Origin of the sequence: Streptomyces sp. NBC_01716, from assembly GCF_036248275.1 — a bacterium.
Classification (GTDB): Bacteria; Actinomycetota; Actinomycetes; order Streptomycetales; family Streptomycetaceae; genus Streptomyces.
Genome location: NZ_CP109181.1, coordinates 2,460,036 through 2,484,982, shown reverse-complemented (window position 1 = coordinate 2,484,982; position 24,947 = coordinate 2,460,036). Strand labels below are relative to the sequence as shown.

At 71.1% G+C, this 24,947-nt stretch carries 20 protein-coding genes; 14 read left to right on the top strand and 6 right to left on the bottom strand.

Annotated elements, in window-relative coordinates:
- Positions 1-31: 31 nt before the first annotated feature.
- Complete coding sequence (locus OIE74_RS10575; RefSeq protein ID WP_329381128.1) at positions 32-1,177, bottom strand: PQQ-dependent sugar dehydrogenase; 1,146 nt, start codon at positions 1,175-1,177, stop codon at positions 32-34.
- 197 nt (positions 1,178-1,374) lie between these two features.
- Between OIE74_RS10575 and OIE74_RS10570 the strand changes: the two genes are divergently transcribed.
- From OIE74_RS10570 to serA, 6 genes are all read left to right on the top strand, one after another.
- Complete coding sequence (locus tag OIE74_RS10570; RefSeq protein ID WP_329381126.1) at positions 1,375-2,313, top strand: 2-hydroxyacid dehydrogenase; 939 nt, start codon at positions 1,375-1,377, stop codon at positions 2,311-2,313.
- Positions 2,314-2,487: 174 nt separating this feature from the next.
- The gene (locus OIE74_RS10565; protein ID WP_329381124.1) at positions 2,488-5,667 is read left to right on the top strand and encodes a putative bifunctional diguanylate cyclase/phosphodiesterase; all 3,180 of its coding nucleotides are present in this window, start codon (positions 2,488-2,490) and stop codon (positions 5,665-5,667) included.
- Positions 5,668-5,877: 210 nt separating this feature from the next.
- Positions 5,878-7,764 (top strand): acetolactate synthase large subunit, encoded by a 1,887-nt coding sequence (locus OIE74_RS10560; RefSeq protein ID WP_329381122.1) that lies wholly within the window; start codon positions 5,878-5,880, stop codon positions 7,762-7,764.
- Positions 7,765-7,799: 35 nt separating this feature from the next.
- Positions 7,800-8,327 carry an acetolactate synthase small subunit gene (gene ilvN, locus OIE74_RS10555; RefSeq protein WP_078074922.1) on the top strand — a complete coding sequence of 176 codons (528 nt, stop codon included), beginning with the start codon at positions 7,800-7,802 and terminating at the stop codon, positions 8,325-8,327.
- Positions 8,328-8,454: 127 nt separating this feature from the next.
- A complete protein-coding gene (gene ilvC, locus OIE74_RS10550) occupies positions 8,455-9,456 on the top strand; it encodes a ketol-acid reductoisomerase (RefSeq protein ID WP_329381120.1) in 1,002 nt (333 codons plus the stop codon).
- A gap of 269 nt (positions 9,457-9,725) precedes the next feature.
- Entirely contained in the window at positions 9,726-11,330 is a 1,605-nt protein-coding gene (serA, locus tag OIE74_RS10545; RefSeq protein WP_329381118.1) for a phosphoglycerate dehydrogenase, read from the top strand.
- A gap of 143 nt (positions 11,331-11,473) precedes the next feature.
- On the opposite strand, the gene OIE74_RS10540 is transcribed toward serA, so the two are convergent.
- Entirely contained in the window at positions 11,474-12,685 is a 1,212-nt protein-coding gene (locus tag OIE74_RS10540; protein WP_329381116.1) for a PucR family transcriptional regulator, read from the bottom strand.
- A 175-nt stretch (positions 12,686-12,860) separates the two neighbouring features.
- Between OIE74_RS10540 and OIE74_RS10535 the strand changes: the two genes are divergently transcribed.
- Positions 12,861-13,787, top strand: coding sequence for a proline dehydrogenase family protein (locus OIE74_RS10535; RefSeq protein WP_329381114.1), 927 nt, complete (start codon positions 12,861-12,863; stop codon positions 13,785-13,787).
- A 57-nt stretch (positions 13,788-13,844) separates the two neighbouring features.
- Positions 13,845-15,476: an L-glutamate gamma-semialdehyde dehydrogenase gene (gene pruA / locus OIE74_RS10530; RefSeq protein WP_329381113.1), complete on the top strand. Its 1,632-nt coding sequence runs from the start codon at positions 13,845-13,847 to the stop codon at positions 15,474-15,476.
- Positions 15,477-15,576: 100 nt separating this feature from the next.
- On the opposite strand, the gene OIE74_RS10525 is transcribed toward pruA, so the two are convergent.
- The 4 genes from OIE74_RS10525 to OIE74_RS10510 form a co-directional block, all read right to left on the bottom strand.
- Positions 15,577-15,999: a hypothetical protein gene (locus tag OIE74_RS10525; RefSeq protein ID WP_329381111.1), complete on the bottom strand. Its 423-nt coding sequence runs from the start codon at positions 15,997-15,999 to the stop codon at positions 15,577-15,579.
- A gap of 115 nt (positions 16,000-16,114) precedes the next feature.
- Positions 16,115-16,999, bottom strand: a complete 885-nt coding sequence (locus OIE74_RS10520; protein ID WP_329381109.1) for a lysophospholipid acyltransferase family protein — start codon at positions 16,997-16,999, stop codon at positions 16,115-16,117.
- Entirely contained in the window at positions 16,996-18,051 is a 1,056-nt protein-coding gene (locus OIE74_RS10515) for a phosphatidate cytidylyltransferase (protein ID WP_329381105.1), read from the bottom strand. Before OIE74_RS10515 ends, OIE74_RS10520 begins: the two co-directional genes overlap by 4 nt.
- Positions 18,048-18,623 carry a CDP-alcohol phosphatidyltransferase family protein gene (locus OIE74_RS10510; RefSeq protein WP_329381102.1) on the bottom strand — a complete coding sequence of 192 codons (576 nt, stop codon included), beginning with the start codon at positions 18,621-18,623 and terminating at the stop codon, positions 18,048-18,050. Before OIE74_RS10510 ends, OIE74_RS10515 begins: the two co-directional genes overlap by 4 nt.
- A gap of 101 nt (positions 18,624-18,724) precedes the next feature.
- Between OIE74_RS10510 and OIE74_RS10505 the strand changes: the two genes are divergently transcribed.
- From OIE74_RS10505 to cimA, 6 genes are all read left to right on the top strand, one after another.
- The gene (locus OIE74_RS10505; RefSeq protein ID WP_329381100.1) at positions 18,725-19,270 is read left to right on the top strand and encodes a GNAT family N-acetyltransferase; all 546 of its coding nucleotides are present in this window, start codon (positions 18,725-18,727) and stop codon (positions 19,268-19,270) included.
- Between the two features lie 350 nt (positions 19,271-19,620).
- Positions 19,621-19,749 (top strand): hypothetical protein, encoded by a 129-nt coding sequence (locus tag OIE74_RS10500; protein WP_329381097.1) that lies wholly within the window; start codon positions 19,621-19,623, stop codon positions 19,747-19,749.
- A 125-nt stretch (positions 19,750-19,874) separates the two neighbouring features.
- Positions 19,875-20,915 carry a 3-isopropylmalate dehydrogenase gene (locus OIE74_RS10495; protein ID WP_329381095.1) on the top strand — a complete coding sequence of 347 codons (1,041 nt, stop codon included), beginning with the start codon at positions 19,875-19,877 and terminating at the stop codon, positions 20,913-20,915.
- 228 nt (positions 20,916-21,143) lie between these two features.
- Positions 21,144-22,247, top strand: a complete 1,104-nt coding sequence (locus OIE74_RS10490; RefSeq protein ID WP_329381094.1) for a branched-chain amino acid aminotransferase — start codon at positions 21,144-21,146, stop codon at positions 22,245-22,247.
- Positions 22,248-22,351: 104 nt separating this feature from the next.
- The gene (locus OIE74_RS10485; protein ID WP_329381092.1) at positions 22,352-22,951 is read left to right on the top strand and encodes a TetR/AcrR family transcriptional regulator; all 600 of its coding nucleotides are present in this window, start codon (positions 22,352-22,354) and stop codon (positions 22,949-22,951) included.
- 376 nt (positions 22,952-23,327) lie between these two features.
- Complete coding sequence (gene cimA / locus OIE74_RS10480) at positions 23,328-24,935, top strand: citramalate synthase (protein ID WP_329381090.1); 1,608 nt, start codon at positions 23,328-23,330, stop codon at positions 24,933-24,935.
- The last annotated feature ends 12 nt before the right edge of the window (positions 24,936-24,947 follow it).

Below are 24,947 nucleotides of genomic sequence, written 5' to 3'. Positions count from 1 at the left end.
CCCCCGCACCGCCCGTGGCCGGCCGCCTCCGCTACGTGACGTCCACCCGAAGGATCTTGTCGTCACCCGACTCCGGGGTGCCCCGTCCGTCCGTGTTGCTCGTCAGCAGCCAGAGCGCCCCGTCCCCGGTCGCCACCACCGTACGAAGCCGCCCGTGCTCGCCCTCCAGGAAGGCCTGGGGGTCGGCCGACGGCTTCACACCGGCCAGGGGGATCCGCCAGAGCCGTTCGCCGCGCAGGGCCGCCATCCAGATGGACCCCTTGGCGAAGGCGATACCGCTCGGCGACGCCTCGCTCGTCCGCCACTCCTCCACCGGATCGACGAAGCCCGGCTTCCCGGCCTTGCCCTCCGCCTCCGGCCAGCCGTAGTTCTTCCCCGGCTCGATCAGATTGAGCTCGTCCCAGGTGTTCTGGCCGAACTCCGACGCCCAGAGCCGCTTCTCCGAGTCCCACGCGAGACCCTGCACATTGCGGTGCCCGTACGTGTACACGACCGAATCCGCCTCCGGATTGCCGTGCGCCGGCTCGCCCTCCGGGGTCATCCGCAGAATCTTCCCGCCCAGGGACTCCTTGTCCTGCGACAGCCCCGTCTCGCCCGACTCGCCCGTGCCCGCGTACAGCATCTTGTCCGGACCGAAGGCGATCCGGCCGCCGTTGTGGATGTTGCCCTTCGGGATGCCCCGCAGGATCGTGTCCGGCGCCCCCAGCTGCCGGCCCACCGGCCGCTTCGGGTCGTACAGCATCCGGGCGATGCGATTGTCCGAGTCCGTCGTGAAGTACGCGTACACATAGGTGTCCGAGGCGAACGACGGGGAGATCGCGAGGCCCAGCAGACCGCCCTCACCGCCGGGGGAGACCCCGGGCACCTCACCGACCTCGGTCTTCTCGCCGTTCTCGGAATCGACGCGTGTGATCGTCCCCTCGTCACGCGAGGAGACCAGCAGATCGCCCTCGGGCAGCGCCGCCATTCCCCACGGGGACTTGAGGTCCTCGGTCAGCGTGGACACCACCTTCGCCGAGCCCTTCGCGGGCGGCGCCGACGGCTGCGCCCCGCCGTCCGGCGGCGTCGCCCCTTCGGACACCGAGGCGGACGGGGAACCCGCCGGGCCCCCGGGCTCCGCCCCGCCGCCGGAGGACGAGCACGCGGTCACCACGAATAGCGCCGCTGCGGCCAACATGGCCGTCACTGGAGCACGTTGCACGGTCTTGATCCCTTCGACGGCTGCGTCTCCACGTTTCATACACCGCGGTCCGTGTCCAGGTTCCCATCGACCCGGGATCGGTGCCCACGAGTCCCACGCCCCCGGCGGCGCGGCGATCCCGGGCCCAGGCCCGCTCTTCAACCTCCCCCCGGGCGTCGAATAGCCTCCCGACCATGACTTCAGACGTATGGCTGCCGATCCAGGCCGACGAGATCGAAGGACTCCCCGATAACCTGGACTACCGCCTCTGGGACGGGGCGGACGACTACCCCGCCGACCCGGCCGACTGCGCCTTCTACGTGGTCCCGTACATGAAGGGCGCGGAGGTCGCGCGACGGCCGCTCGCCGCGATGACCTCCGTACGCGTCGTACAGACCCTCTCCGCCGGTATCGACGACGTGGCGCCCGGTCTCGGCTCGCTGCCCGCCGGCGTACGCCTCTGCAACGCCAAGGGCGTCCACGAGGCCAGCACCGCCGAACTGACCGTCGGGCTCGTCCTCGCGTCCCTGCGCGGCATCCCCGGCTTCGTCCGGGGCCAGGACGCGGAGGAGTGGCGAGCGGGCTTCTACCCGGCGCTGGCCGACAAGTCCGTGCTGATCGTCGGCTACGGCTCGATCGGCTCCGCCATCGAGGACCGGCTCGCGCCCTTCGAGTGCGCGCGGGTGGCGCGCGTGGCGCGCTCCGCCCGCGCCACCGCGCGCGGCCCGGTGCACGCACTCGCCGATCTGCCGGACCTGCTTCCCGGGGCCGACATCGTGATCGTGTCCACGCCGCTCACCGAGGAGACGAAGGGCCTCGCGGGCGCCGAGTTCCTCGCCCGCATGAAAGACGGCGCGCTGTTCGTGAACGTCGCGCGCGGACAGGTCGCCGACACCAAGGCGCTCCTCGCCGAACTCGAAAGCGGAAGGATAAAAGCCGCTTTGGATGTCACTGATCCGGAACCGCTCCCGGCGGGCCACCCTCTCTGGCATGCTCCGGGTGTCGTCATCAGTCCTCACGTGGGCGGATCCACCTCGGCCTTCATGCCGCGCGCCAAGCGTCTGCTCGCCGGCCAACTCTCCCGCCACGCAGCGGGAGACGCTCTGCGCAACGTGGTGCTCACCACCGGCTGAGCCGGCGGCGATCCGCACTCGGGATCGACAACTCCCCTGCTCGTCACGGAGAGTAGAAGAACTATGTCCCTGAGTGACGAGTCTGGTGTATCGTCCCGATCTGGGGGCCGCGTCGTGCGGGCGGCGTGGCGGAGCGAACAGAATCCGAGGGGGGCGACGGGCGATGTACTGCCGATGGACGAGCGATCCGACGCGGAAGGGCCGCCTACGACGGGCTTCGGACCTGCCGAGGCGCGGCCCGGTGGCGCGTGGCCGGGCGACGACCCCTGCCCCGGCGACGCGCACCTCACCAACACGCGTACCGCCGACGCCTGTTCCACCGGCGCACGCCTCACCCGCACTCGCACCGAGCCCGTCGGCGGCGACACCCCTGGAGGTGACCCCGTGAGCGCCCCCGGGGCGCTCCTCGGCCGCCGTACCGCCCCGGGCGGCGACGCCGACAGCGGCACCGGCAGCGCAGACGAAAGCGTCAACGGCGGCGGCAACGAAGCCAGCGGCGGCGGAGGAGGTGGAGGCGGCGGAGGCACGGGCTTCCTCGCGCAGCTCCTCCTCGCCCTGATCTGCGGCGGTTACGCCACCGGCGCGGCCCTCGGCTGGGGCTCCCGTGAAGTGGCCCTGTTCATGGGCGACTTCGGCCTCAGCATCGCCGCCCTCATCGCCTCGGTCTCCTGCTTCCTCTACGCGCGCGGCAACGACAGCCACTTCCGCCCCGCCTGGCTGCTCTTCTCGCTCTCCTCAGCCATGGCCGCCGGCGGGAACGCGGTCTGGGGCTGGTACGAGGTCGTGCTCGACCAGCCCGTGCCGAGCCCTTCCCTCGCCGACCTGTTCTTCCTCTGCTTCGCGCCGCCCGCCATCGTCGGCCTGCTCGTCCTGGCCAAACGCCCGGTCAGCAAGGCCGGTTGGGTCTGTCTCGGCCTCGACGCCTGGCTGATCGGCGGCTCGCTCCTCACGCTCTCCTGGAGCCTGGCCCTCGCGCACACCACGCACTTCGACGGCGAGACGGTCGCCCACGCCGCGCTCTCCCTCGCCTATCCACTGCTGGACATCGTGCTCGTCAGCATGGTGCTCGCGCTGCACTTCCGGCGCTCGGCGGGCAGCCGTACGGCCATCAACTCGGCCATCGCCGCCCTCGCCCTCACGGTCCTGTGCGACGCCCTGTTCACCTCCCCGCTGCTCCGGGAGACCTACCGCTCGGGCCAGCTGCTCGACGCGGGCTGGTTCGCCGGCTCCCTGCTGCTCGCCTACGCGCCCTGGGGGGTCCGCGGTGCCGCCGCCGAGACAGCGCCCGCGCAGGTGCGGCCCCCTCGCCCGGCCAGACTTTCCAGCAGGCCGATCGCGGGCTCCCTGGCCGCTCTCACGCCCTATCTCGCCGCTGCGGTATGCACCCTGGGGATCCTCTACAACGTCATCGAGGGCCGCCGGGTCGACCGCGTGGTGGTCCTCACCGGCTGTACGGTCGTCCTCGCCCTGGTCGTACGGCAGGGGATCATGCTCGTCGACAACATCGCGCTCGCCCATGAACTGGCCCAGAAGGAGAACCACTTCCGCTCCCTGGTCCAGGGGTCGAGCGACGTCATCATGATCGCCGGACCCGAGGGCACCCTCGACTACGTCAGCCCGGCGGCGGCCGGTGTCTACGGACGCGAGGCGGACGGCCTCGTCGGCGCCGAACTGGAATCGATCATCCACCCGGACGACCGGGGCCGGGTCAAACGCGAAGTACGCCGCTTCCTCGCCGCCCCTCCCACGGAAGAGCCCACCACCCGCATCGAATGCCGCTTCAAATCGGGCTCGGGCGACTGGCTGAACGTGGAATCGACCGTCAACCGGCATCAGGGCGGCCTGATCCTCAACAGCCGCGACGTCACCGAACGCGTAAGACTCCAGGCCCAGTTGCAGCACAACGCCGAGCACGACCCGCTCACCGACCTCCCCAACCGCGCGCTGTTCACCGAGAGGGTCCGCCAGTCCCTCTCCGGACGCCGCGCGGGCGACCCCGGTACGGCGGTGCTCTTCATCGACCTCGACGGTTTCAAGGGCGTCAACGACCGCCTCGGCCATCAGGTCGGCGACGAACTGCTGATCCACGCGGCCCGCCGCCTCCACGACTCGGTACGGGCCGGGGACACCGCCGCCCGCCTCGGCGGGGACGAGTTCGCCGCGCTCATCCTCGGCGACGGCACCGACGACCAGAGCGCCCGGGAGTACCAGGTCCACGAGATCGCCGACCGGCTGCGCCTCAGGCTCTCGCAGCCGTACCGCATCGAAGGCAACGATGTCCGTGTCGCCGCCTCCATCGGAGTCGCCTTCGCCGAGCCCGGCATCACCCCCACCGACCTGATGCGCAACGCCGACCTCGCGATGTACCGCGCGAAGGCCGGCGGTAAGGACCGGGTCGAGCTGTACGCGCCCCAGATGCAGGCCGACGTGGTCCGCAGGACCGAGCTGGCTGTCAGGCTCCGCGCCGCCCTGCGCGACCGTGAGTTCGCGCTCCTGCACCAGCCCGTGGTCGACCTGGCCACCGGGCAGATCTCCGCCGTCGCCGCGCAGGCCCGCTGGCGCTCCGCCCAGGGCATCCTCTTCACCCCCGCCGAGTTCTTACGCGTCGCCGACGACAGCGACCGCACCGCCGAATTAGGCCGCTGGCTGTTCGAAGAAGCCGTCGAGCAGGCCGCCGAGCGCGGCCGGGCGGGCCACCTGGTCCCGGTCACCGTCCGCCTCTCCGCCCGCTGGCTGCTCGACCGGTCCATGCCGCTCGGCTCCATCGAGACCCTCCTGACCCGCCACGGGCTGCCATCGGGCGCCCTGCTGATCGAGCTGGCCGACAGCGACCCCCGTACGTCCGTGGACGAGCTGGAGCACCGGCTGCTCGCGCTGCGCCGGCTGGGCGTACGGATCGCGCTGGACGGCTTCGGCAGTGGTTACGCGGCGATCAACGCACTGCGCCGCCTCCCCGTCGACGTACTGAAACTGGACCGGGGGCTGGTCGAGGGTGTCGTCGAGTCCGCCAGGCTGCACAAGATCACGGCCGGGCTGCTCCGTATCGCCTGTGACCTGGGCATGGTCTCGGTGGCCGAGGGCGTCGACGTACCGGAACAGGTGCTCGCTCTGCGTGCCATGGGCTGTACCCACGGCCAGGGCATGGCCTTCTCCGGCCCCCTGGACGAGTACCGGCTGCGCCGCGCGCTGGTCCGCGGCGAATACCCGCTCCCCGGCGCCGCCCCGCTCCCGGTGCTCTCCGGGGGCGCACTGCCCGTGCGCCGTACGCGCGCGGCGACCCCCGACATGATCCCCAGGCCGATCACCCGACCGTCCATGCGCTCAAATGTTGAGACGCCGGTCCCACCCACTTGACAGTGATAGCGCGTCGGAGGGAGGGTCAATGCCATGCGCACCCGAATTCTCGTACTTGGACAGCGCGTCGGCTGAAGCAGTGCCCATCACCGGCCCTGCGAACCGCACCGACGCGCTCCCCTCGCCTGCCTCCCGGCACGAGGGGTTTTTTGTTGTACTGGCTCAGCCCAAACCCCCGCAAAAACCCTCAGCTTCGAGAAGAGACTGACGATGACCGAGCAGGCCACCGGGGCCCACCCGACGCCGCGCGCCCGTAACGGCGGACCCACGTCCGCCACCGTCCAGCACGTCACGGGCGCGCAGTCCCTCATCCGCTCTCTTGAGGAAGTGGGGGCCGACACGGTATTCGGCATCCCCGGCGGCGCCATCCTCCCCGCGTACGACCCGATGATGGACTCCACCCGGGTCCGCCACATCCTGGTCCGCCACGAGCAGGGCGCCGGCCACGCGGCCACCGGCTACGCGCAGGCCACCGGCAAGGTCGGCGTCTGCATGGCCACCTCCGGCCCCGGCGCCACCAACCTGGTCACTCCGATCGCCGACGCGCACATGGACTCCGTGCCGCTCGTGGCGATCACCGGCCAGGTCGCGAGCAAGGCGATCGGCACGGACGCCTTCCAGGAGGCGGACATCTGCGGCATCACGATGCCGATCACCAAGCACAACTTCCTGGTCACCAAGGCGGAGGACATCCCCCGCACCATCGCCGAGGCGTTCCACATCGCCTCGACGGGCCGCCCCGGCCCCGTCCTGGTCGACATCGCCAAGGACGCCCTCCAGGCGAAGACCACCTTCAGCTGGCCGCCCACCCAGGAGCTGCCCGGCTACCGCCCCGTCACCAAGCCGCACGCCAAGCAGATCCGTGAGGCCGCCAAGCTGATCACGCAGGCCAAGCGGCCGGTGCTCTACGTGGGTGGCGGCGTCATCAAGGCCGGCGCCACCGCCGAGCTGCGCGTCCTCGCCGAACTGACCAACGCCCCCGTCACCACCACCCTGATGGCGCTGGGCGCGTTCCCCGACAGCCACCCGCTGCACGTGGGAATGCCGGGCATGCACGGTGCGGTCACCGCCGTCACCGCGCTGCAGAAGGCCGACCTGATCGTCGCCCTCGGAGCCCGCTTCGACGACCGCGTCACCGGCAAGCTGGACAGCTTCGCCCCGTACGCGAAGATCGTCCATGCCGACGTCGACCCGGCCGAGATCGGCAAGAACCGTGTCGCGGACGTGCCCATCGTCGGGGACGCCCGCGAGGTCCTCGCCGACCTCGTCCAGGCGGTCCAGGCCGAGCACACCGAGGGCAACGTCGGTGACTACAGCGCGTGGTGGCGCGATCTCAGCCGCTGGCGCGAGACCTACCCGCTCGGTTACGACCAGCCCGCCGACGGCAGCCTCTCCCCGCAGCAGGTCATCCAGCGCATCGGCCAACTGGCCCCGGACGACACGATCTACGCGGCGGGCGTCGGCCAGCACCAGATGTGGGCCGCCCACTTCATCGACTACGAGCAGCCCGCCACCTGGCTCAACTCCGGCGGCGCGGGCACGATGGGCTACGCGGTCCCGGCCGCGATGGGCGCCAAGGCCGGCCGGCCCGACCGCACCGTCTGGGCGATCGACGGCGACGGCTGCTTCCAGATGACCAACCAGGAGCTGGTCACCTGCGCCCTCAACAACATCCCCATCAAGGTCGCGATCATCAACAACGGGGCGCTGGGCATGGTCCGCCAGTGGCAGGCCCTCTTCTACAACCAGCGTTACTCCAACACCGTCCTGCACAGCGGCCCCGACGTGGCCGCCGGCGGCTCCATCGAGGGATCGGACCGCGCGGACGACGCGAAGCCCAACGGCGGCACCCGTATCCCGGACTTCGTGAAGCTGGCCGAGGCCATGGGCTGCGTCGCGATGCGCTGCGAGTCCCCGGGCGACCTGGACGCCGTGATCGCCAAGGCCAACTCCATCAACGACCGCCCCGTGGTGGTCGACTTCATCGTCCACGAGGACGCCCAGGTCTGGCCGATGGTCGCCGCGGGCACCTCCAACGACGAGGTCCTGGCCGCCCGGGGTGTGCGCCCCGACTTCGGCGACAGCCTGGACGACTGAGCCGGATGCCGAGAGCGAGAGAAAGAACGACGAAAATGTCTTCCAAGCACACCCTCTCCGTCCTGGTGGAGAACACCCCCGGCATCCTCGCCAGGATCGCCGCGCTGTTCTCCCGGCGCGGGTTCAACATCGACTCACTCGCGGTGGGTGTCACCGAGCACCCCGACATCTCCCGCATCACCATCGTGGTCAATGTCGAGGACCTGCCGCTCGAACAGGTCACCAAACAGCTCAACAAGCTGATCAACGTCCTGAAGATCGTCGAACTCGAGCCCGGCGCCGCGATCCAGCGCGAGCTCGTCCTGGTGAAGGTCCGCGCCGACAACGAGACCCGCTCCCAGATCGTCGAGATCGTGCAGCTCTTCCGCGCCAAGACGGTGGACGTCTCACCCGAGGCCGTCACCATCGAGGCCACCGGATCGAGTGACAAGCTCGACGCCATGCTGAAGATGCTGGAGCAGTTCGGCATCAAGGAACTCGTCCAGTCCGGCACGATCGCCATAGGGCGCGGCGCACGGTCCATCACGGACCGCAGCCTGCGGGCGCTCGACCGCAGCGCGTAGCCCGCCTCCTCGGAGCCGTACGGCGTCCCGGTTCGTATGCCGAGACCGTGAGACTCCCTTTACCCGCCCCGCCGTACGGTGGGGCCCACACAGCGACACCCAGTTTGCACACCAAGGAGAAGACCCAGTGGCCGAGCTGTTCTACGACGACGATGCCGACCTGTCCATCATCCAGAGCCGCAAGGTCGCGGTCATCGGCTACGGCAGCCAGGGCCACGCCCACGCGCTGTCGCTCCGTGACTCGGGTGTCGACGTCCGGGTCGGCCTGCACGAGGGTTCCAAGTCCAAGGTGAAGGCCGAGGAGCAGGGCCTGCGCGTGGTCACGCCCGCCGAGGCGGCCGACGAGGCCGACGTCATCATGATCCTGGTGCCGGACCCGATCCAGGCGCAGGTGTACGAGGAGTCCATCAAGGACAATCTGAAGGACGGCGACGCGCTGTTCTTCGGCCACGGCCTCAACATCCGCTTCGGCTTCATCAAGCCGCCCGCGGGTGTCGACGTCGCGATGGTCGCCCCGAAGGGCCCCGGCCACCTGGTCCGCCGGCAGTACGAGGAGGGCCGCGGCGTGCCGTGTATCGCGGCCGTCGAGCAGGACGCCACCGGCAAGGGCTTCGAGCTGGCCCTCAGCTATGCGAAGGGCATCGGCGGCACCCGCGCCGGCGTCATCAAGACGACCTTCAGCGAGGAGGCCGAGACCGACCTCTTCGGTGAGCAGGTCGTTCTCTGCGGCGGTACGTCCGCGCTGGTCAAGGCGGGCTTCGAGACGCTGGTCGAGGCCGGCTACCAGCCGGAGATCGCGTACTTCGAGTGCCTCCACGAGCTCAAGCTGATCGTGGACCTGATGTACGAGGGCGGCCTGGACAAGATGCGCTGGTCGGTCTCCGAGACCGCCGAGTGGGGCGACTACATCAGCGGCCCGCGCATCATCACGGACCAGACCAAGGCCGAGATGAAGAAGATCCTGGCCGAGATCCAGGACGGTACGTTCGCCAACAACTGGATGGACGAGTACCACGGCGGTCTGAAGAAGTACAACGAGTACAAGAAGGCCGACAGCGACTCGCTGCTGGAGAGCACGGGCCGTGAGCTGCGCAAGCTCATGAGCTGGGTCGACAACGACGACGCCTGAGCCGTCCCCGGTGCCGGGCCCGTACGCCGGGTCCGGCACCGGACGGGCCCCGTCGGTAAGCGCTTGCGGCGGGTCCGGCCACGTACGGGTGATCCGTCCGCCCGGACGGGAAACCCCCGCCCAGGACAGCACTACACTGCAGAACACATACGCGTCAGGCCCACAACGTCGTGCGTCTTCCACGCGATCAGGCCCGGACCAGGGCCTGGCACCCTCCGCCGCCTGCGGCCGTCGGGACGGCCGTCCGCAATGGACCTGTGAGGACCCACGTGAGCTCGCGTTCCAATGAAAAGCCGGTTGTACTCATCGCCGAAGAGCTGTCGCCCGCCACCGTCGACGCGCTCGGTCCGGACTTCGAGATCCGCCACTGCAACGGTGCCGACCGCGCCGAGCTGCTGCCCGCCATCGCCGACGTGGACGCGATCCTCGTCCGCTCCGCGACCAAGGTCGACGCCGAGGCCGTGGCCGCGGCGAAGAAGCTGAAGGTCGTCGCGCGCGCCGGTGTCGGCCTCGACAACGTCGACGTCTCCGCCGCCACCAAGGCCGGCGTCATGGTCGTCAACGCGCCCACCTCGAACATCGTCACCGCCGCCGAGCTGGCGTGCGGTCTGCTGGTCGCCACGGCGCGCAACATCCCGCAGGCCAACTCCGCCCTGAAGAACGGCGAGTGGAAGCGCAGCAAGTACACGGGCGTCGAGCTGAGCGAGAAGACGCTCGGCGTCGTCGGCCTCGGCCGTATCGGTGTGCTTGTCGCGCAGCGCATGTCGGCGTTCGGCATGAAGATCGTCGCGTACGACCCGTACGTACAGCCCGCGCGGGCCGCGCAGATGGGCGTCAAGCTGCTCTCGCTGGACGAGCTGCTCGAGGTGTCGGACTTCATCACCGTCCACCTGCCCAAGACCCCCGAGACCCTCGGGCTGATCGGCGACGAGGCGCTCCACAAGGTCAAGCCGACGGTGCGGATCGTCAACGCCGCGCGCGGCGGGATCGTGGACGAGGAGGCGCTGGCCTCCGCGCTCAAGGAAGGCCGCGTCGCCGGCGCCGGTCTGGACGTGTACGCGAAGGAGCCCTGCACGGACTCCCCGCTCTTCCAGTTCGACCAGGTCGTCTGCACTCCGCACCTCGGCGCGTCGACGGACGAGGCGCAGGAGAAGGCGGGTGTGTCGGTCGCCAGGTCGGTGCGGCTCGCGCTCGCCGGTGAGCTGGTGCCCGACGCGGTCAACGTCCAGGGAGGGGTCATCGCCGAGGACGTACGGCCGGGTCTGCCGCTGGCCGAGAAGCTGGGCCGGATCTTCACGGCGCTGGCGGGCGAGGTCGCCGTACGGCTCGATGTCGAGGTCTACGGCGAGATCACGCAGCACGACGTGAAGGTGCTCGAACTGTCCGCGCTGAAGGGCGTGTTCGAGGACGTCGTCGACGAGACGGTGTCGTATGTGAACGCGCCGCTGTTCGCGCAGGAGCGCGGTGTCGAGGTGCGTCTCACGACGTCGAGCGAGTCGCCCGACCACCGCAACGTGGTCACCGTACGGGGCACGCTCTCGGGCGGCGAGGAGGTGTCGGTCTCCGGCACGCTCGCGGGTCCGAAGCACCTGCAGAAGATCGTCGCGATCGGTGAGTACGACGTCGACGTGTCCCTGGCCGAGCACATGGTCGTCATGCGGTACGAGGACCGTCCGGGCGTCGTCGGCACCGTCGGCCGGATTCTCGGCGAGGCGGGGCTGAACATCGCGGGGATGCAGGTCTCGCGCGCGGAGGAGGGCGGCGAGGCGCTGGTCGTCCTGTCCGTCGACGACACCGTGCCGCCGGCCGTGCTGGCGGAGATCTCCGACGAGATCGGCGCGAACTCGGCGCGCTCGGTGGATCTGACCGACTGATCCGGCTGATCCGACGGCTGCGAGGCCGGACGGTTCGACGTGGTGCGGGGCCCGGGATTCTTCCCGGGCCCCGCGCTGTTTCCGGTCCCCTGCGTCGGTGACCAACTCCCGTGCCGGCGCCGCCTCGTTGGGAGAGCCCGCGATCAGGATCTGAGCCGTGCGGATTTCAGGGCCATGTGCAGCAGCAGCCGGTCCTCGCCGTCGGCCAGGTCGAGTCCCGTGAGTTTCTCGACGCGCGACAGCCGGTAGTAGAGCGTCTGGCGGTGGATGCCGAGCTTCGAGGCCGTACGGCCCGCCTGGCCCGCGCAGTCGAGGTAGACCTCCGCCGTGTGCGTCAGCTCCGTGTTCGCGGGCGTCAGCAGGGGGCGTACCGCCGGGTCGATGCCCGGCGGGAGCGACGTCAGCATCCGGAACGGGCCGATCTCCGACCACTGCGCCACCGCGCCGAACCGCGGCTGCGCCGCCGACGCGTGGGCCGCGGCGACCGCCTCGTGCCAGGCGTCGGGCAGTTCGGCCAGGCCACGGCGCGGCGTCGCCGCCCCGGCGGTGGCCCCGGGGCCCGCGACGTCGCGCAGGTGGGCCGTGGCCGCGAGCGTGGGCGCCAGGGCGTCGGGCGACCGGAGACGTACGAGCACGGCGAGCGCCCGGGGCGCCTCGCCTACGGCGCGGCCCGCCGAGGCGCCGTCCGGGCCGGACGCCGACGGGTCCGGACGGTCCGGCGGGCCGGGCAGCTCCGGCAGCGTGCACAGCGCCGCGGTACCCGGCACGGCGCGCACCGCCGGGTCGGCTCCCGCCCACGGCGCGACACACACCACCATGTGCGGCCCGTCGGCCCCCGGCCCCAGCGCCGTACGCAGCGTCTCCACGGCCATGTCGCGCTGCCACCCGCGCTCCGCGGTCAGTACGGCGCGGAACTCACGCGCCAGGTCGGCGCCCGCCTTCACCTCCTCGGCGAGCAGCGCCCCGATCCGCCCCGTCACCTCCATGGCCGCCGCCAAACGGTCGTCCGTGGGGCCCCTGCCGGTGTCGTCGAGCAGCCATACGTAACCGAGCACGGTGCCCCGGTGCCGTACGGGCAGACAGATCCGCCCCCGGAACACCCCGGCGTCCGGCGCGGCCGGGATCCGGACGGGGCCGGTCGCGCGGGTGATGCCGAACCCCTCGAACCAGGCGCGCACCGCCGGGGTGGACTTCCGTGTCAGGATCGAACGCGTCCTGACGGGGTCCATCACGCCCTCGTCCTCGCTGTCGTGCACCCCGAAGGCGATCAGCCCGAAATCCCTGTTCTCCAGCGTCAGCGGCATGCCGAGCAGCGCCGAGATCTCGTCGACCAGCTCCTGGTAATCGTCCTTCACCCGGACATTCTCGCACCGCTTTCAGACATATGTCTGAGATCCCGGCCACGGATGCGTGACAGCTGTCGATGGCAGAGGACCGGACCGGTCCCTAGATTTCGAAGTGGTTCTCCGTGCCGTCGCCGGGCGTTCGCGCCCCGTACGGCCTGCTCTATTTCTTCCGTGGAGGTGCCCCGTGCTGGGTCCCGTGATTCTCGCCGCGTCGCGCAGCGACCTCATGCGGCGTGCCGTCTCGGCCGCGCCGGTCACCAGGCCCGTGGTGGACCGCTTCATCGCCGGCGAGACCGTCGACGGTACGACGCCGGTCATCCAGGACATGGCCGACAGCGGCCTCGACGTCACCATGGACGTCCTCGGGGAGGACATCACCGACCGGTCGGCGGCGCTGCACGCCCGTGACGCCTATCTGAAGCTGATCGAGGCCCTCGCGCCGCTGGGGCTCGGCGCCCGCGCCGAGATGTCCGTGAAGCTCTCCTCCTTCGGACAGGCCCTTCGCGGCGGCCACGACCTGGCGCTCAGCAACATCACCACCGTCGTCGAGGCCGCCACCGAGATCGGCACCACCGTTACGCTGGACATGGAGGACCACACCACCGTCGACTCGACGCTCGCCATCCACCGGGCGCTGCGGGAGCGCTTCCCGGAGACCGGAGCCGTCGTCCAGTCGTACCTCTTCCGTACGGAGGACGACTGCCGCGCCCTCGCCGCGTCGGGCTCGCGCGTACGGCTCGTCAAGGGCGCCTACAAGGAACCCGCGCGGGTCGCGCACCAGGACAAGGGCGAGGTCGACAAGGCGTACGTGCGGTGCCTCAAGACCCTGATGGCGGGTGAGGGCTACCCGATGGTCGGCTCCCACGACCCGCGCCTCATCGCGATCGCCCAGGAGCTCGCCGTACGGGCCGGACGCAAGCTCGACGCGTACGAGTTCCAGATGCTCTACGGCATCCGTGAGGCCGAGCAGCGCCGCCTGGCGGCCGAGGGCCACCGGGTGCGCGTCTACATCGCGTACGGCACCGACTGGTACGGCTACTTCATGCGCCGGCTGGCCGAACGCCCCGCGAACCTCGCGTTCTTCCTGCGTTCGCTCGCCACCCGCGGCTGACGCGCCGCCCCGACCGTCGACCGTAAACCGTCTACTGATCAAGGAGATGCGGCCCTCATGGACGCTGTGACCCAGGTCCCCACGCCGGTCAACGAGCCGGTGCACGGCTACGCCCCCGGCTCCCCGGAGCGCGCCCGCCTCGAAGCCAGGCTCAAGGAGCTGGCCGACCACCCCGTCGACCTGCCGATGACCATCGGCGGCGAGAAGCGGATGGGCGGCGGCGAGCGCTTCGACGTCGTGCAGCCGCACAACCACCAGGCCGTCCTCGGTACGTACGGCAACGCCACCGAGCAGGACGCCCAGGACGCCGTGGACGCCGCGCTCGCCGCCGCCCCCGGCTGGCGCGCGATGGCCTTCGACGACCGTGCCGCGATCATCCTGCGCGCCGCCGAGCTGCTGTCGGGCCCGTGGCGCGAGACGCTGGCCGCCTCGACCATGCTGGGCCAGTCGAAGACCATCCAGCAGGCGGAGATCGACACCCCCTGCGAGCTGATCGACTTCTGGCGCTTCAACGTCGCGTACGCGCGCGGCATCCTCGCCGAGCAGCCCGTGGCCAACTCCACCGGCGTGTGGAACCGGCTCGACCACCGGCCGCTCGAAGGCTTCGTCTACGCGATCACACCCTTCAACTTCACCGCCATCGCCGGAAACCTGCCGACGGCGCCCGCGCTCATGGGCAACGTCGTCGTGTGGAAGCCGTCGCCGACGCAGACGCACGCCGCCGTGCTGCTGATGCGCCTTCTTGAAGAGGCGGGGCTGCCCAAGGGCGTCATCAACCTGGTGACCGGTGACGGTCTGGCCGTGTCCGAGGTGGCGCTCAACCACCCCGAGCTGGCGGGCATCCACTTCACCGGCTCCACCAAGACCTTCCAGCACCTGTGGAAGACGGTGGGCGGCAACATCGAGAAGTACCGCTCCTACCCGCGCATCGTCGGCGAGACCGGCGGCAAGGACTTCGTCGTCGCCCACCCGAGCGCCGACCGCGGTGTCCTCAAGACGGCGCTGACGCGGGGCTCGTTCGAGTACCAGGGCCAGAAGTGCTCGGCGTCCTCGCGCGCGTACGTACCGGCCTCGATCTGGAACGACGGCTTCAAGGAGGAGTTCGCGGCGGAGGTCGACGCCATCGCCATGGGTGACGTCACCGACCTGTCCAACTTCATCGGCGCCGTCATCGACGAGCGGGCCTTCGCGAAGAACAAGGCCGCCATCGACCGCGCCGCCGCCGACCCGACGTGCACGATCGTCGCCGGCGGTACGTACGACGACTCCGTCGGCTACTTCGTCCGCCCCACGGTCATCGCCTGCACCGACCCGGCCAACGAGGTCTTCACGACGGAGTACTTCGGCCCCATCCTCGCCGTCCACGTCTACGAGGACGCGGAGTACGAGGCCATGCTGGCGCAGATGGAGTCCGTATCGGCGTACGCGCTGACCGGCTCCGTCATCGCCGGTGACCGCGCTGCCGCGGCCGACGCGATGGCCAAACTCCGCTACGCGGCGGGCAACTTCTACATCAACGACAAGTCGACCGGCGCCGTGGTCGGCCAGCAGCCCTTCGGCGGCGGCCGTGCCTCCGGCACCAACGACAAGGCGGGCGCCCCGCAGAACCTGATGCGGTGGACCCTGACGCGTTCGATCAAGGAATCGCTCGTGTCCCCGACGGACTACCGCTACCCGCACATGGGCTGAGTCCTGGGCCGTCTCGGCCTGGCCCCGCCCCCGCGATCCCCGCCCCCGTGCCGGCCCCAACCCGGTACGGGGGCGGTGTCTTCTCCCGTGGAGGCGGCGTTCAGCTCCAGCCCGCCACGATCAGTGAGAGGCCGGCGGTGAAGCCGGCACCGAGCAGGGCCACGTACGCGCCGTAGTGCCGGCGGAAGCGGCGCAGCAGAAGACCGAGCGCGGCGAAGGCGGCGCCGACCGTCAGCGTCCGCGCGCCGCGCGCCCGTGCGGACTCCGCGAGCCAGTCGGCCGCCGGTACGCCGGCCCGGCCCGCCTCGGCGGCGTACACCTTGAACGGGATGCCGTTCCACGGCAGGTGACGTACGGCCTGAGCCGACTCGACCGCCAGCTGGTACCGCACCTCCGCCCGCATCCGGTCCGTCGTCAGCGGCGCGGGCAACTGGAGCCCCGTGTTCGCGAGTTGGAGCGCCAGCAGCCCGCCGGCCAGGCTTCCCGCGAGCGCGGCGAAGGAGAGCTGCGACGCACGCGGCACCCAGCAGCAGTTCGGGCATCAGCGGCCAGCTCAGCGCCTCCGCGCAGGCCCAGACGAAGGCCAGCAGTAGACCTCGGTCCTGTCCGGGAGGCGGTCACCGCCGCCACCCGGCGCCTTACGGGGAGTCGGGCAACGGCTCCGAAACGGTACGGGCGTGCAGCGCCGCGACCGCCGCCCGCGCGTCCTCCGGCGTCGCCGACGGCGGCAGCGGCTCACCGATCCGTACCCGCACCAGCGACGAACGCAGCCGCCCGTGCTTGGGCAGCAGCCGGTCCGTACCGCCGATACCCACCGGCACGACGGGGACGCCCGCCCGCTCGGCGAGTACGAGGGCGCCCCGGTGGAAGGCGCCGACGGCGCCGTCCGCCCCACGCGTGCCCTCGGGGAAGAGCACGACCGCGCGGCCGGCCCGCAGCCCGTCCGCCATGGACAGCAGGTCGTCCATGCCGCCGCCGGTGCGCCGCACGGGGAATCCGGCGGCGAGCACGCGGCAGATCCGGCGCCGCCACGGGGAGGCGAACCAGTAGTCGGCCGCCGCCCCGATGGCGGGCCGGTGCCGGGCGTCGAGCGCCGCCAGCAGCGCGGCGGTGTCCGCGTGCGAGGAGTGGTTGGCCACAACTACGCACCCACGGGGCGGCAGTTGACCGTGCCGCCGCACACCGCCTGTGAGGGTGAGGACGAGCCACCACAGGGCGCGCCGCAGCACCGCGCCGAGCCGAGTGGGCGAGACGGCGGGCGCCGGTACCGGCCCGGGGCCGCCCGGCCTACCGGAGACGGTGCCCCGCCCCCGCCCCCGGCTCCGCCCGCGCCCCGGCCCGCGAAGCCCCCGCGTCCCGCCCTCGCAGCGCTCGCCGGGCGGGCCGGCCGCGAACGCGACACCCATCGCGCCCGCCCCCGCCCCCGTACGCCCCCGTCGGTGGCCGACGACCCGCGTCGTACGCCCCCGCAGCCGCCGCGGCGTCGAACGCGCCGCCCGCCGGGCAGAGATCCGTGCGGTCATGCCGTCACCACCATCGCGAGCAGGAGAGCCAGGAGCAGGGAGTCGATCCGGTCGAGCAGCCCGCCGAAGCCCGGCAGCCAACTGCCCGCGTCCTTCACGCCCGCCTCCCGCTTGACCATGGATTCGAGCAGGTCGCCGAGCACGCAGCCGATCAGGACCGCAGCCCACAGCAGCGGTGTGAAGGCACCGACGGCGGCCAGGGCGAGGCCGGTCGCCCCCGCGGCGCCCAGCACCCCCGCCCATGTCTTGCTGGGCGAGAGGGGCGACAACGGCCGGGCGAGCGGGCCGCGCCGGCCTGGGCCGTGTCTTCGAAGTCCCGCCTGGCCCGCGGCGTCTGGCACGGCACCTCGCCGCGTTGTCGGAGTCGTGCGAGTACGCCCAGTACGAGCACGATCCTCCGCCTTGCGACGCACCGCACCAGACGCCGTGGGCCCCGCCTTGCAGGCGGACGGCGCTACTTCGAAGACACGGCCCAGCGCCGTACCGCCGCACCACGCCCCGACGTCGCCGAGCGCCACCGCCAGCCCGACCGCGACCGCCGTGTCCTGAAGCATCACGAGTCCGGTGAGCGGGAGGGGAATCCACAACAGGGCGAAGACGGTGCGCGCGGTGCGGGTGAAGCCCCGTTCGTGGTCGCCCGCCAGCAGCGCCGGCAGCGCCGCCGCCACGAACAGGAGCGCCACCACCCGGAGATCGACCGCCCCCGCGCCCAGAGCCCCGGGCACCAGCCACGCGAGCGCCGGGAGTACGACGGCGGCCACGGCCAGCACGGCGTGCTCCGCGCGCGGGAGCTCCGCCATCCGTACGTACTCGCTCACCGCCGTCACCCCGAGCGCCGCGGCCAGCGCGAACGCGCCCCCGGCTCCCAGGAACAGCGACCCCAGGAACACCGGGGCGGCGATCGCCCACGTCCGCCACCGTCTGCGCAGCTCCGCCCGCATCGTGAGGCGCGCGGGCAGCGCCGCCACCGCGATGCCGCTCACCCCGAGGGCGCCCGCGACGAGGGGCACGGCGCGCCCCACGGCCTCGCCCGCGATCAGCACGCCGCTCATGCGAGCTTCCTCCAGACCCAGCCGAAGCGGACGACGGCCGTGAGCGCCGAGCCCGCCGCGATCACGACGAGCACCGGCACCGCCCAGCCGGTCGCGGCGGCGATGACGACGAGCAGGCAGCGTTCGGTCTTGCCGACGGGGCCGCCGTTACGGCGCGGCGCGCCCGCCGCCGTACCCGCGAGGGACACCCAGGACGGCAGCGTCGCCGCCAGCCCCGCCACCACGACCAGCCACAGCGGCGCGAGCGCGATGAAGCCGGCGAGGACGACCAGATCGGCCGCGCGGTCGCCGAGTTCGTTGAGGACGGCGCCGCGCCGGGTCGCCCGGCCGGTGTCCCGTGCCAGCGCCCCGTCGAGATTGGCGAAGGCCAGACGGGCGGCGAGAAGGACGACGACGGGGAGCGTGGCGAGCGGACCGGCGGGCAGCCAGGCGACGGCGGCGCCCGCACCGGCCGCGCTGACGACACCCGCCGCGGTGACCGTGTCGGGCGACACCTCGCGACGGACGAGTGCGGCCCGGACTCCGGAGAGCCGGGACGCGTACCAGGGCTTGAGTGCGTAAAGGCCGTTCATGTGGCCAACTGTCGCGGCAGGCACGCCCTTTCGACATGGAGCAGCTACTCAACCGAGCACTGAGTACATACGCGGGCCTTTGGCCTGAAAGAGTGAGACGCATGTCAGACCCGCTGCGCACCGCGCACACCTTTGAGCTCGATCCGGCGACCCTCGGCGAGATCCGCGCCCTCCTGGACGACGCCTTCGACGGGCATTTCAGTGAGGAGGACTGGGCGCACGGGCTCGGCGGCGTCCATGTCCTCGTACGGGACAGGGCGGGCGCGCTCGTCGCGCACGGCAGCGTGATCCAGCGCCGGCTGACGCACGCGGGCCACTCCTACCGCGTGGGTTACGTGGAGGCGGTCGCCGTCCGTCCCGACCGGCGCAGGGACGGGCTCGGCGGCCGGGTCATGGAGGTGCTGGAGCGGGTCACCGGCCGGGCGTACGACGTCGGCGCGCTCTCCGCGTCCGAGGCGGGCTGGCGGCTCTACCTGTCGCGCGGCTGGCATCAGTGGGAGGGCCGCGTCGAGGTGCTGAGCCCGGACGGGGTGGTGCGGCTCCCCGAGGAGGAGGGGAGCACTTTCCTCTGGCCGGTGCCCGATCGTGAACTCCCGTCCACCGAGGACGCGTTGATCTTCGACTGGCGCGACGGCGACGTGCTGTAGAGGGCGCCCTCCGCCGCGGCGTACGGGGCGCCGCGGCCAGCGCCGCCGGTCCCGCTCTCGGCGGCGACGGGACCGCCCGGCGGCACTCTCCGACGACGAATCGCCGTGCCGGATCAAGGCCGCTGTCTCAGATAGTAGGAAGTCCGACTAACTGTGGAGACAGAACGGCCCGGCTCCCTTAGCTTTGTAGGAGCCGAACGACTCGCTTGATCCAGCGAACGGCGGACGTGAGCATCGCCCTCACGCAGGCAACCCCTGCGGCGCGAGCTCCCCGCCCATCCGGCGCGTAGCAGATGCCTCGTACGGCCCCCCAATCCGTATGCCTCAGCTGTCTCAAGGAGTCGATGACCATGGCCGAGACAACAGTCCGCCGCGTCCGTCACCACGCCCGCGGCAACGAGTCGGACCGCAAGAACGCCGCAGCGGCCCTCCAGCGCGCCCTCGACCGCCGGGACAACGGCGGCTCCACCGGCCACTGAGCCGCGACGGGGCGAACGGGACCAACTGGCCCTTCATTTACGCGCGCACCCCCGCGTGAAACACGTACCGTCCGAATCGTGGACCACGCGTGTCAGGCACTGGGACGCGCAGTAAGGTGCCCGTCATGTCTCGCAGCATCAATCTCGCAGTGATCCCCGGTGACGGCATCGGCCAGGAGGTCGTGGCCCAGGGCCTGAAGGTCCTCGGCTCCGTACTCCCGCAGGATGTGAAGCTGGAGACCAAGGAGTACGACCTCGGCGCCAAGCGCTGGCACCGTACCGGGGAGACCCTCCCGGACACGGAACTCGCCGCGCTCAAGACGCACGACGCGATCCTCCTCGGTGCCATTGGCGACCCCTCCGTGCCGTCCGGGATCCTGGAGCGGGGGCTGCTGCTGAAGCTGCGGTTCGCCTTCGACCACTACGTGAACCTGCGGCCGTCGAAGCTCTTCCCGAACCAGGCCACACCGCTGGCCGGCCGTCCGGACATCGACTTCGTCGTCGTACGTGAGGGCACCGAGGGCCCGTACACGGGCAACGGCGGCTCCCTGCGCACCGGTACGCCCGCCGAGGTGGCCACCGAGGTCAGCCTCAATACGGCGTACGGCGTGGAGCGGGTCGTGCGCGACGCGTACGAGCGTGCCAACTCCCGCCCCCGCAAGAAGCTGACGCTTGTCCACAAGAACAACGTCCTCGTCTACGCGGGCCACCTCTGGAAGAGGATCTTCGACCGGGTCGGCCAGGAGTACCCCGACGTCTCCACCGACTATCTGCACGTCGACGCCGCGACGATCTTCTTCGTCACCCAGCCCGAGCGGTTCGACGTGATCGTCACCGACAACCTCTTCGGTGACATCCTCACCGACCTCGCCGCTGCCGTGACCGGCGGCATCGGCCTGGCGGCCTCCGCGAACATCAACCCCGACCGGGCGTTCCCGTCCATGTTCGAGCCCGTCCACGGCTCGGCGCCGGACATCGCGGGCCAGGGGAAGGCCGACCCCACGGCCACGATCCTCTCGGTCGCACTGCTGCTGCGGCACCTCCGCTTCGACGCCGAGGCCGCCCGTGTCGAGGAGGCCGTCGCGGCCGACCTCGCGGAGCGCGGCGGTGCGCCCCGTACGACCGACGAGATCGGTGACGCGCTCGTCGTACGAGTAGCGGGCTGACCCGACGACGCCTTCCACAGCCGCCGGGTCGCAGCACCCGGCGGCTGTGCTTTGCGGCCACCGGGTGTCACCATCATCCGCAGGGCCGCAATCACCCCGATTCATGCCAGGCTCAGCCACGCGCCACAATGGCGGTGGGCCGTAGCGTGAGGGAAAGCTCGGACGTCCTAGTACCTGTAGCGGCGTGAGCGCGGTCCGTCATACACAACCGGTGAAGGACAAGAACTCATGACCACGCCCACGACGCCGTTGCCCACTCTCGCGCTCAAGCCCTCGTCGAATCCGCTGTCCGACGCGCAGCGCGAGGCGATCCTGGCCGCTCCCGGCTTCGGTCGCCACTTCACCGACAACATGGTGACCATCAGGTGGACGGAGGGCCGGGGCTGGCACGACGCGGAGCTGGTGCCGTACGGGCCGCTCTCGCTCGACCCGGCCAACATGACGCTGCACTACGCGCAGGAGATCTTCGAGGGGCTGAAGGCGTACCGCCGCCCCGACGGCAGCGTCGCCACCTTCCGGCCCGAGACCAACGCCCTGCGCTTCCAGGTCTCCGCGCGCCGGCTGGCGATGCCCGAGCTGCCGGCCAAGACGTTCATCGAGGCGTGCGACGCGCTGGTGCGGCAGGACCAGGCGTGGGTCCCGCCGCACGGCGGCGAGGCTTCGCTGTATCTGCGGCCGTTCATGATCGCGACCGAGGTGGGCCTCGGTGTGAAGCCGTCGAACGAGTATCTGTTCCTCGTCATCGCTTCCCCGGCCGGCGCGTACTTCCCGAGCGGCGTGAAGCCCGTCTCGGTCTGGCTCTCCGAGAACTATGTGCGCGCCGTCCCCGGCGGCATGGGCTTCGCCAAGACCGGCGGCAACTACGCGGCCTCCCTGCTCGCGCAGGCCGAGGCGGCGGCCGAGGGCTGCGACCAGGTCGTCTGGCTGGACGCGCTGGAGCACCGCTGGGTCGAGGAGATGGGCGGGATGAACCTGTACTTCGTGTACGGGGACAAGATCGTCACCCCCGAGCTCACCGGCTCGCTGCTGGCCGGCATCACCCGCGACTCGCTGCTGAAGATGGCGAGCGACCTCGGCTACTCGTCCGAGGAGCGCCGTATCTCCACCGACGAGTGGCGCCGCGACACCGAGAACGGCACCCTCACCGAGGTCTTCGCGTGCGGTACGGCCGCCGTCATCACGCCGGTCGGCCTCGTCAGGTCGACGAGCGGTGAGTGGACGCACTCGGGCGGCGAGCCCGGCGAGGTCACCACGAAGCTGCGCAAGGCGCTGCTGGACATCCAGACGGGCCGGGCCGAGGACGTCCACAACTGGATGCACCACGTGGTCTGACGCGCCGCCGCGGACGGTTACCGGCCGGTGGGCACAAGCGGTGGCGGCATCCGCTGTGTGACCCGACGGCAACGCCCTGTGCCCTCATCAGGTACAACGTACGGGTGACACCCACCGCACGCCGCCGCAACGCGGCCCCGCCCCGTGAGGCCGTGCTCTCCGCCGCCATGGACACCATCGCCCGGCGCGGGCTCGACGGGCTCACCATGGCGGGGCTCGGACGCGACGTGGGGATGAGCAGCGGACACCTCCTCTACTACTTCCGTACGAAGGACGAGCTGCTGCTCCAGACGCTGGAGTGGAGCGAGTCACGGCGCGGGGCCGAGCGGCGGGGCCTGCTGGCCCGGCAGGCGCCGGTGCGGGAGCGGCTGGACGCGTACGTCGATCTGTACGTCCCCGACGGCCACCGCGACCCGCACTGGACGCTGTGGCTGGAGGTCTGGAACCGCTCGCAGGTCGCCGCCGACGAGGTCCGTGACCGGCAGGCGGCGATCGAGCGGGCCTGGCACCGGGACCTGGTGGCGCTGCTCGCCGAGGGGATCTCACGAGGTGAGCTGCGGGCCGTCGACCCTGACCGGTTCGCCACCCGGCTGCGCGCGCTGCTCGACGGCTTCTGCGTCCATCTGGTGGTCGGTATTCCGGGCACCGGCAGGGCCCAAGTCCTGCGACATGTTCGCGAGTTCATCGAGGACACGCTGATCTGAGCCCGTCCGGGCCGTACGCCCCCGGGGCGCTTACGGCCCGGACCGCCCGCACCGTGCGTCCCCCGGGCCTCCCGCGCACCGCCCGCATCGTGAGACGGGGCTTCCACCTGGGCGTAAACGTGCCAAACTGCTGTGGTGTCCTCGTTCGCCATGATTATCGGCAGCAGGCGCGCCGGTCCGCAGTGACCGCTACGTACCACCACGTACGGAGCGGGCATCGTGCCCCAGACCCGCGCGCAGACCTCTCGCACCCGCGAGGGGTTTTTTCGTTTTCCGGCCCCATCCCGGCCGGGACGGGACGCACGCGAAGACGGTGGCGGTGGAGCCAGATCCCTCCCACACTCCACATTCCACACTCGACAGGAGCCACAGAGTCATGACCACAGAATCAACGGTCACCGACGACAGTTTCCATGTCTTCGACACCACGCTGCGCGACGGCGCCCAGCGCGAAGGCATCAATCTGACGGTCGCCGACAAGCTGACCATCGCGCGGCACCTGGACGACTTCGGGGTGGGGTTCGTCGAGGGCGGCTGGCCGGGCGCCAACCCGCGCGACACCGAGTTCTTCGCCCGCGCCCGGAGCGAGATCGACTTCAAGCACGCCAAGCTCGTCGCGTTCGGCTCCACGCGCCGCCCCGGCGCCGCCGCGGCAGACGACCCGCAGGTCAGGGCGCTGCTCGAATCCGGTGCCCCGGTGATCACGCTCGTCGCCAAGTCACACGACCGGCACGTCGAGCTCGCGCTCCGTACGACGCTCGAAGAGAACCTGGCGATGGTCGCCGACACCGTCTCCCACCTGTGCGAGCAGGGCAGGCGGGTCTTCGTCGACTGCGAGCACTTCTTCGACGGCTACCGCGCCAATCCCGAGTACGCCAAGGCTGTCGTCCGGGCCGCCGCCGAGGCAGGCGCCGACGTCGTCATCCTCTGTGACACCAACGGCGGCATGCTGCCCGCCCAGATCCAGGCCGTGGTAGCCACCGTGCTCGCCGACACCGGCGCCCGGCTCGGCATCCACGCCCAGGACGACACCGGCTGCGCCGTCGCCAACACCCTCGCCGCCGTCGACGCGGGCGCCACGCACGTGCAGTGCACCGCCAACGGCTACGGCGAGCGCGTCGGCAACGCGAACCTCTTCCCCGTCGTCGCCGCGCTGGAGCTCAAGTACGGCAAGACCGTCCTGCCCCCGGGCGCGCTGTCCGAGATGACCCGGATCTCGCACGCCATCGCCGAGGTCGTCAATCTGACACCCTCCACCCACCAGCCGTACGTCGGCGTCTCCGCATTCGCGCACAAGGCCGGGCTGCACGCCTCCGCGATCAAGGTCGACCCCGACCTCTACCAGCACATCGACCCCGCGCGGGTCGGCAACACCATGCGGATGCTTGTCTCCGACATGGCAGGACGCGCCTCGATCGAGCTCAAGGGCAAGGAACTGGGCATCGACCTCGGCGACGACCGCGACCTGGTCGCCCGCGTCGTCGGCCGCGTCAAGGAGCGCGAGCTCAAGGGCTACACCTACGAGGCGGCCGACGCCTCCTTCGAGCTGCTGCTGCGCGAGGAGGCCGAAGGCAAGGCCCGCACCTACTTCCGTACGGAGTCGTGGCGCGCCATCGTCGAGGACCGCCCCGACGGCTCGCACGCCAACGAGGCGACCGTGAAGCTGTGGGCCAAGGGCGAGCGCATCGTCGCCACCGCCGAGGGCAACGGGCCGGTCAACGCGCTGGACCGGGCCATGCGGGTCGGCCTGGAGCGCATCTACCCGCAGCTCGCCAAGCTGGAGCTGATGGACTACAAGGTGCGCATCCTGGAGGGCAAGCACGGCACGGAGTCCACGACGCGCGTGCTGATCACCACGGGGGACGGGGCGGCGGAGTGGTCGACGGTGGGCGTCGGCGAGAACGTGATCGCCGCGTCGTGGCAGGCCCTGGAGGACGCGTACACCTACGGATTGCTGCGGGCCGGGGTCGAGCCGGCCGAGTAGAGCGCGAGCCGG

What these genes read in the sequence shown, in the direction of transcription:
- OIE74_RS10575 (WP_329381128.1), bottom strand. Translation starts at nt 1,177, where the DNA reads ATGTTGGCCGCAGCGGCGCTATTCGTGGTGACCGCGTGCTCGTCCTCC.
- OIE74_RS10570 (WP_329381126.1), top strand. Translation starts at nt 1,375, where the DNA reads ATGACTTCAGACGTATGGCTGCCGATCCAGGCCGACGAGATCGAAGGA.
- OIE74_RS10565 (WP_329381124.1), top strand. Translation starts at nt 2,488, where the DNA reads ATGGACGAGCGATCCGACGCGGAAGGGCCGCCTACGACGGGCTTCGGA.
- OIE74_RS10560 (WP_329381122.1), top strand. Translation starts at nt 5,878, where the DNA reads ATGACCGAGCAGGCCACCGGGGCCCACCCGACGCCGCGCGCCCGTAAC.
- ilvN (WP_078074922.1), top strand. Translation starts at nt 7,800, where the DNA reads ATGTCTTCCAAGCACACCCTCTCCGTCCTGGTGGAGAACACCCCCGGC.
- pruA (WP_329381113.1), top strand. Translation starts at nt 13,845, where the DNA reads ATGGACGCTGTGACCCAGGTCCCCACGCCGGTCAACGAGCCGGTGCAC.
- OIE74_RS10520 (WP_329381109.1), bottom strand. Translation starts at nt 16,999, where the DNA reads ATGACCGCACGGATCTCTGCCCGGCGGGCGGCGCGTTCGACGCCGCGG.
- OIE74_RS10515 (WP_329381105.1), bottom strand. Translation starts at nt 18,051, where the DNA reads ATGAGCGGCGTGCTGATCGCGGGCGAGGCCGTGGGGCGCGCCGTGCCC.
- OIE74_RS10510 (WP_329381102.1), bottom strand. Translation starts at nt 18,623, where the DNA reads ATGAACGGCCTTTACGCACTCAAGCCCTGGTACGCGTCCCGGCTCTCC.
- OIE74_RS10505 (WP_329381100.1), top strand. Translation starts at nt 18,725, where the DNA reads ATGTCAGACCCGCTGCGCACCGCGCACACCTTTGAGCTCGATCCGGCG.
- OIE74_RS10500 (WP_329381097.1), top strand. Translation starts at nt 19,621, where the DNA reads ATGGCCGAGACAACAGTCCGCCGCGTCCGTCACCACGCCCGCGGCAAC.
- OIE74_RS10495 (WP_329381095.1), top strand. Translation starts at nt 19,875, where the DNA reads ATGTCTCGCAGCATCAATCTCGCAGTGATCCCCGGTGACGGCATCGGC.
- OIE74_RS10490 (WP_329381094.1), top strand. Translation starts at nt 21,144, where the DNA reads ATGACCACGCCCACGACGCCGTTGCCCACTCTCGCGCTCAAGCCCTCG.
- cimA (WP_329381090.1), top strand. Translation starts at nt 23,328, where the DNA reads ATGACCACAGAATCAACGGTCACCGACGACAGTTTCCATGTCTTCGAC.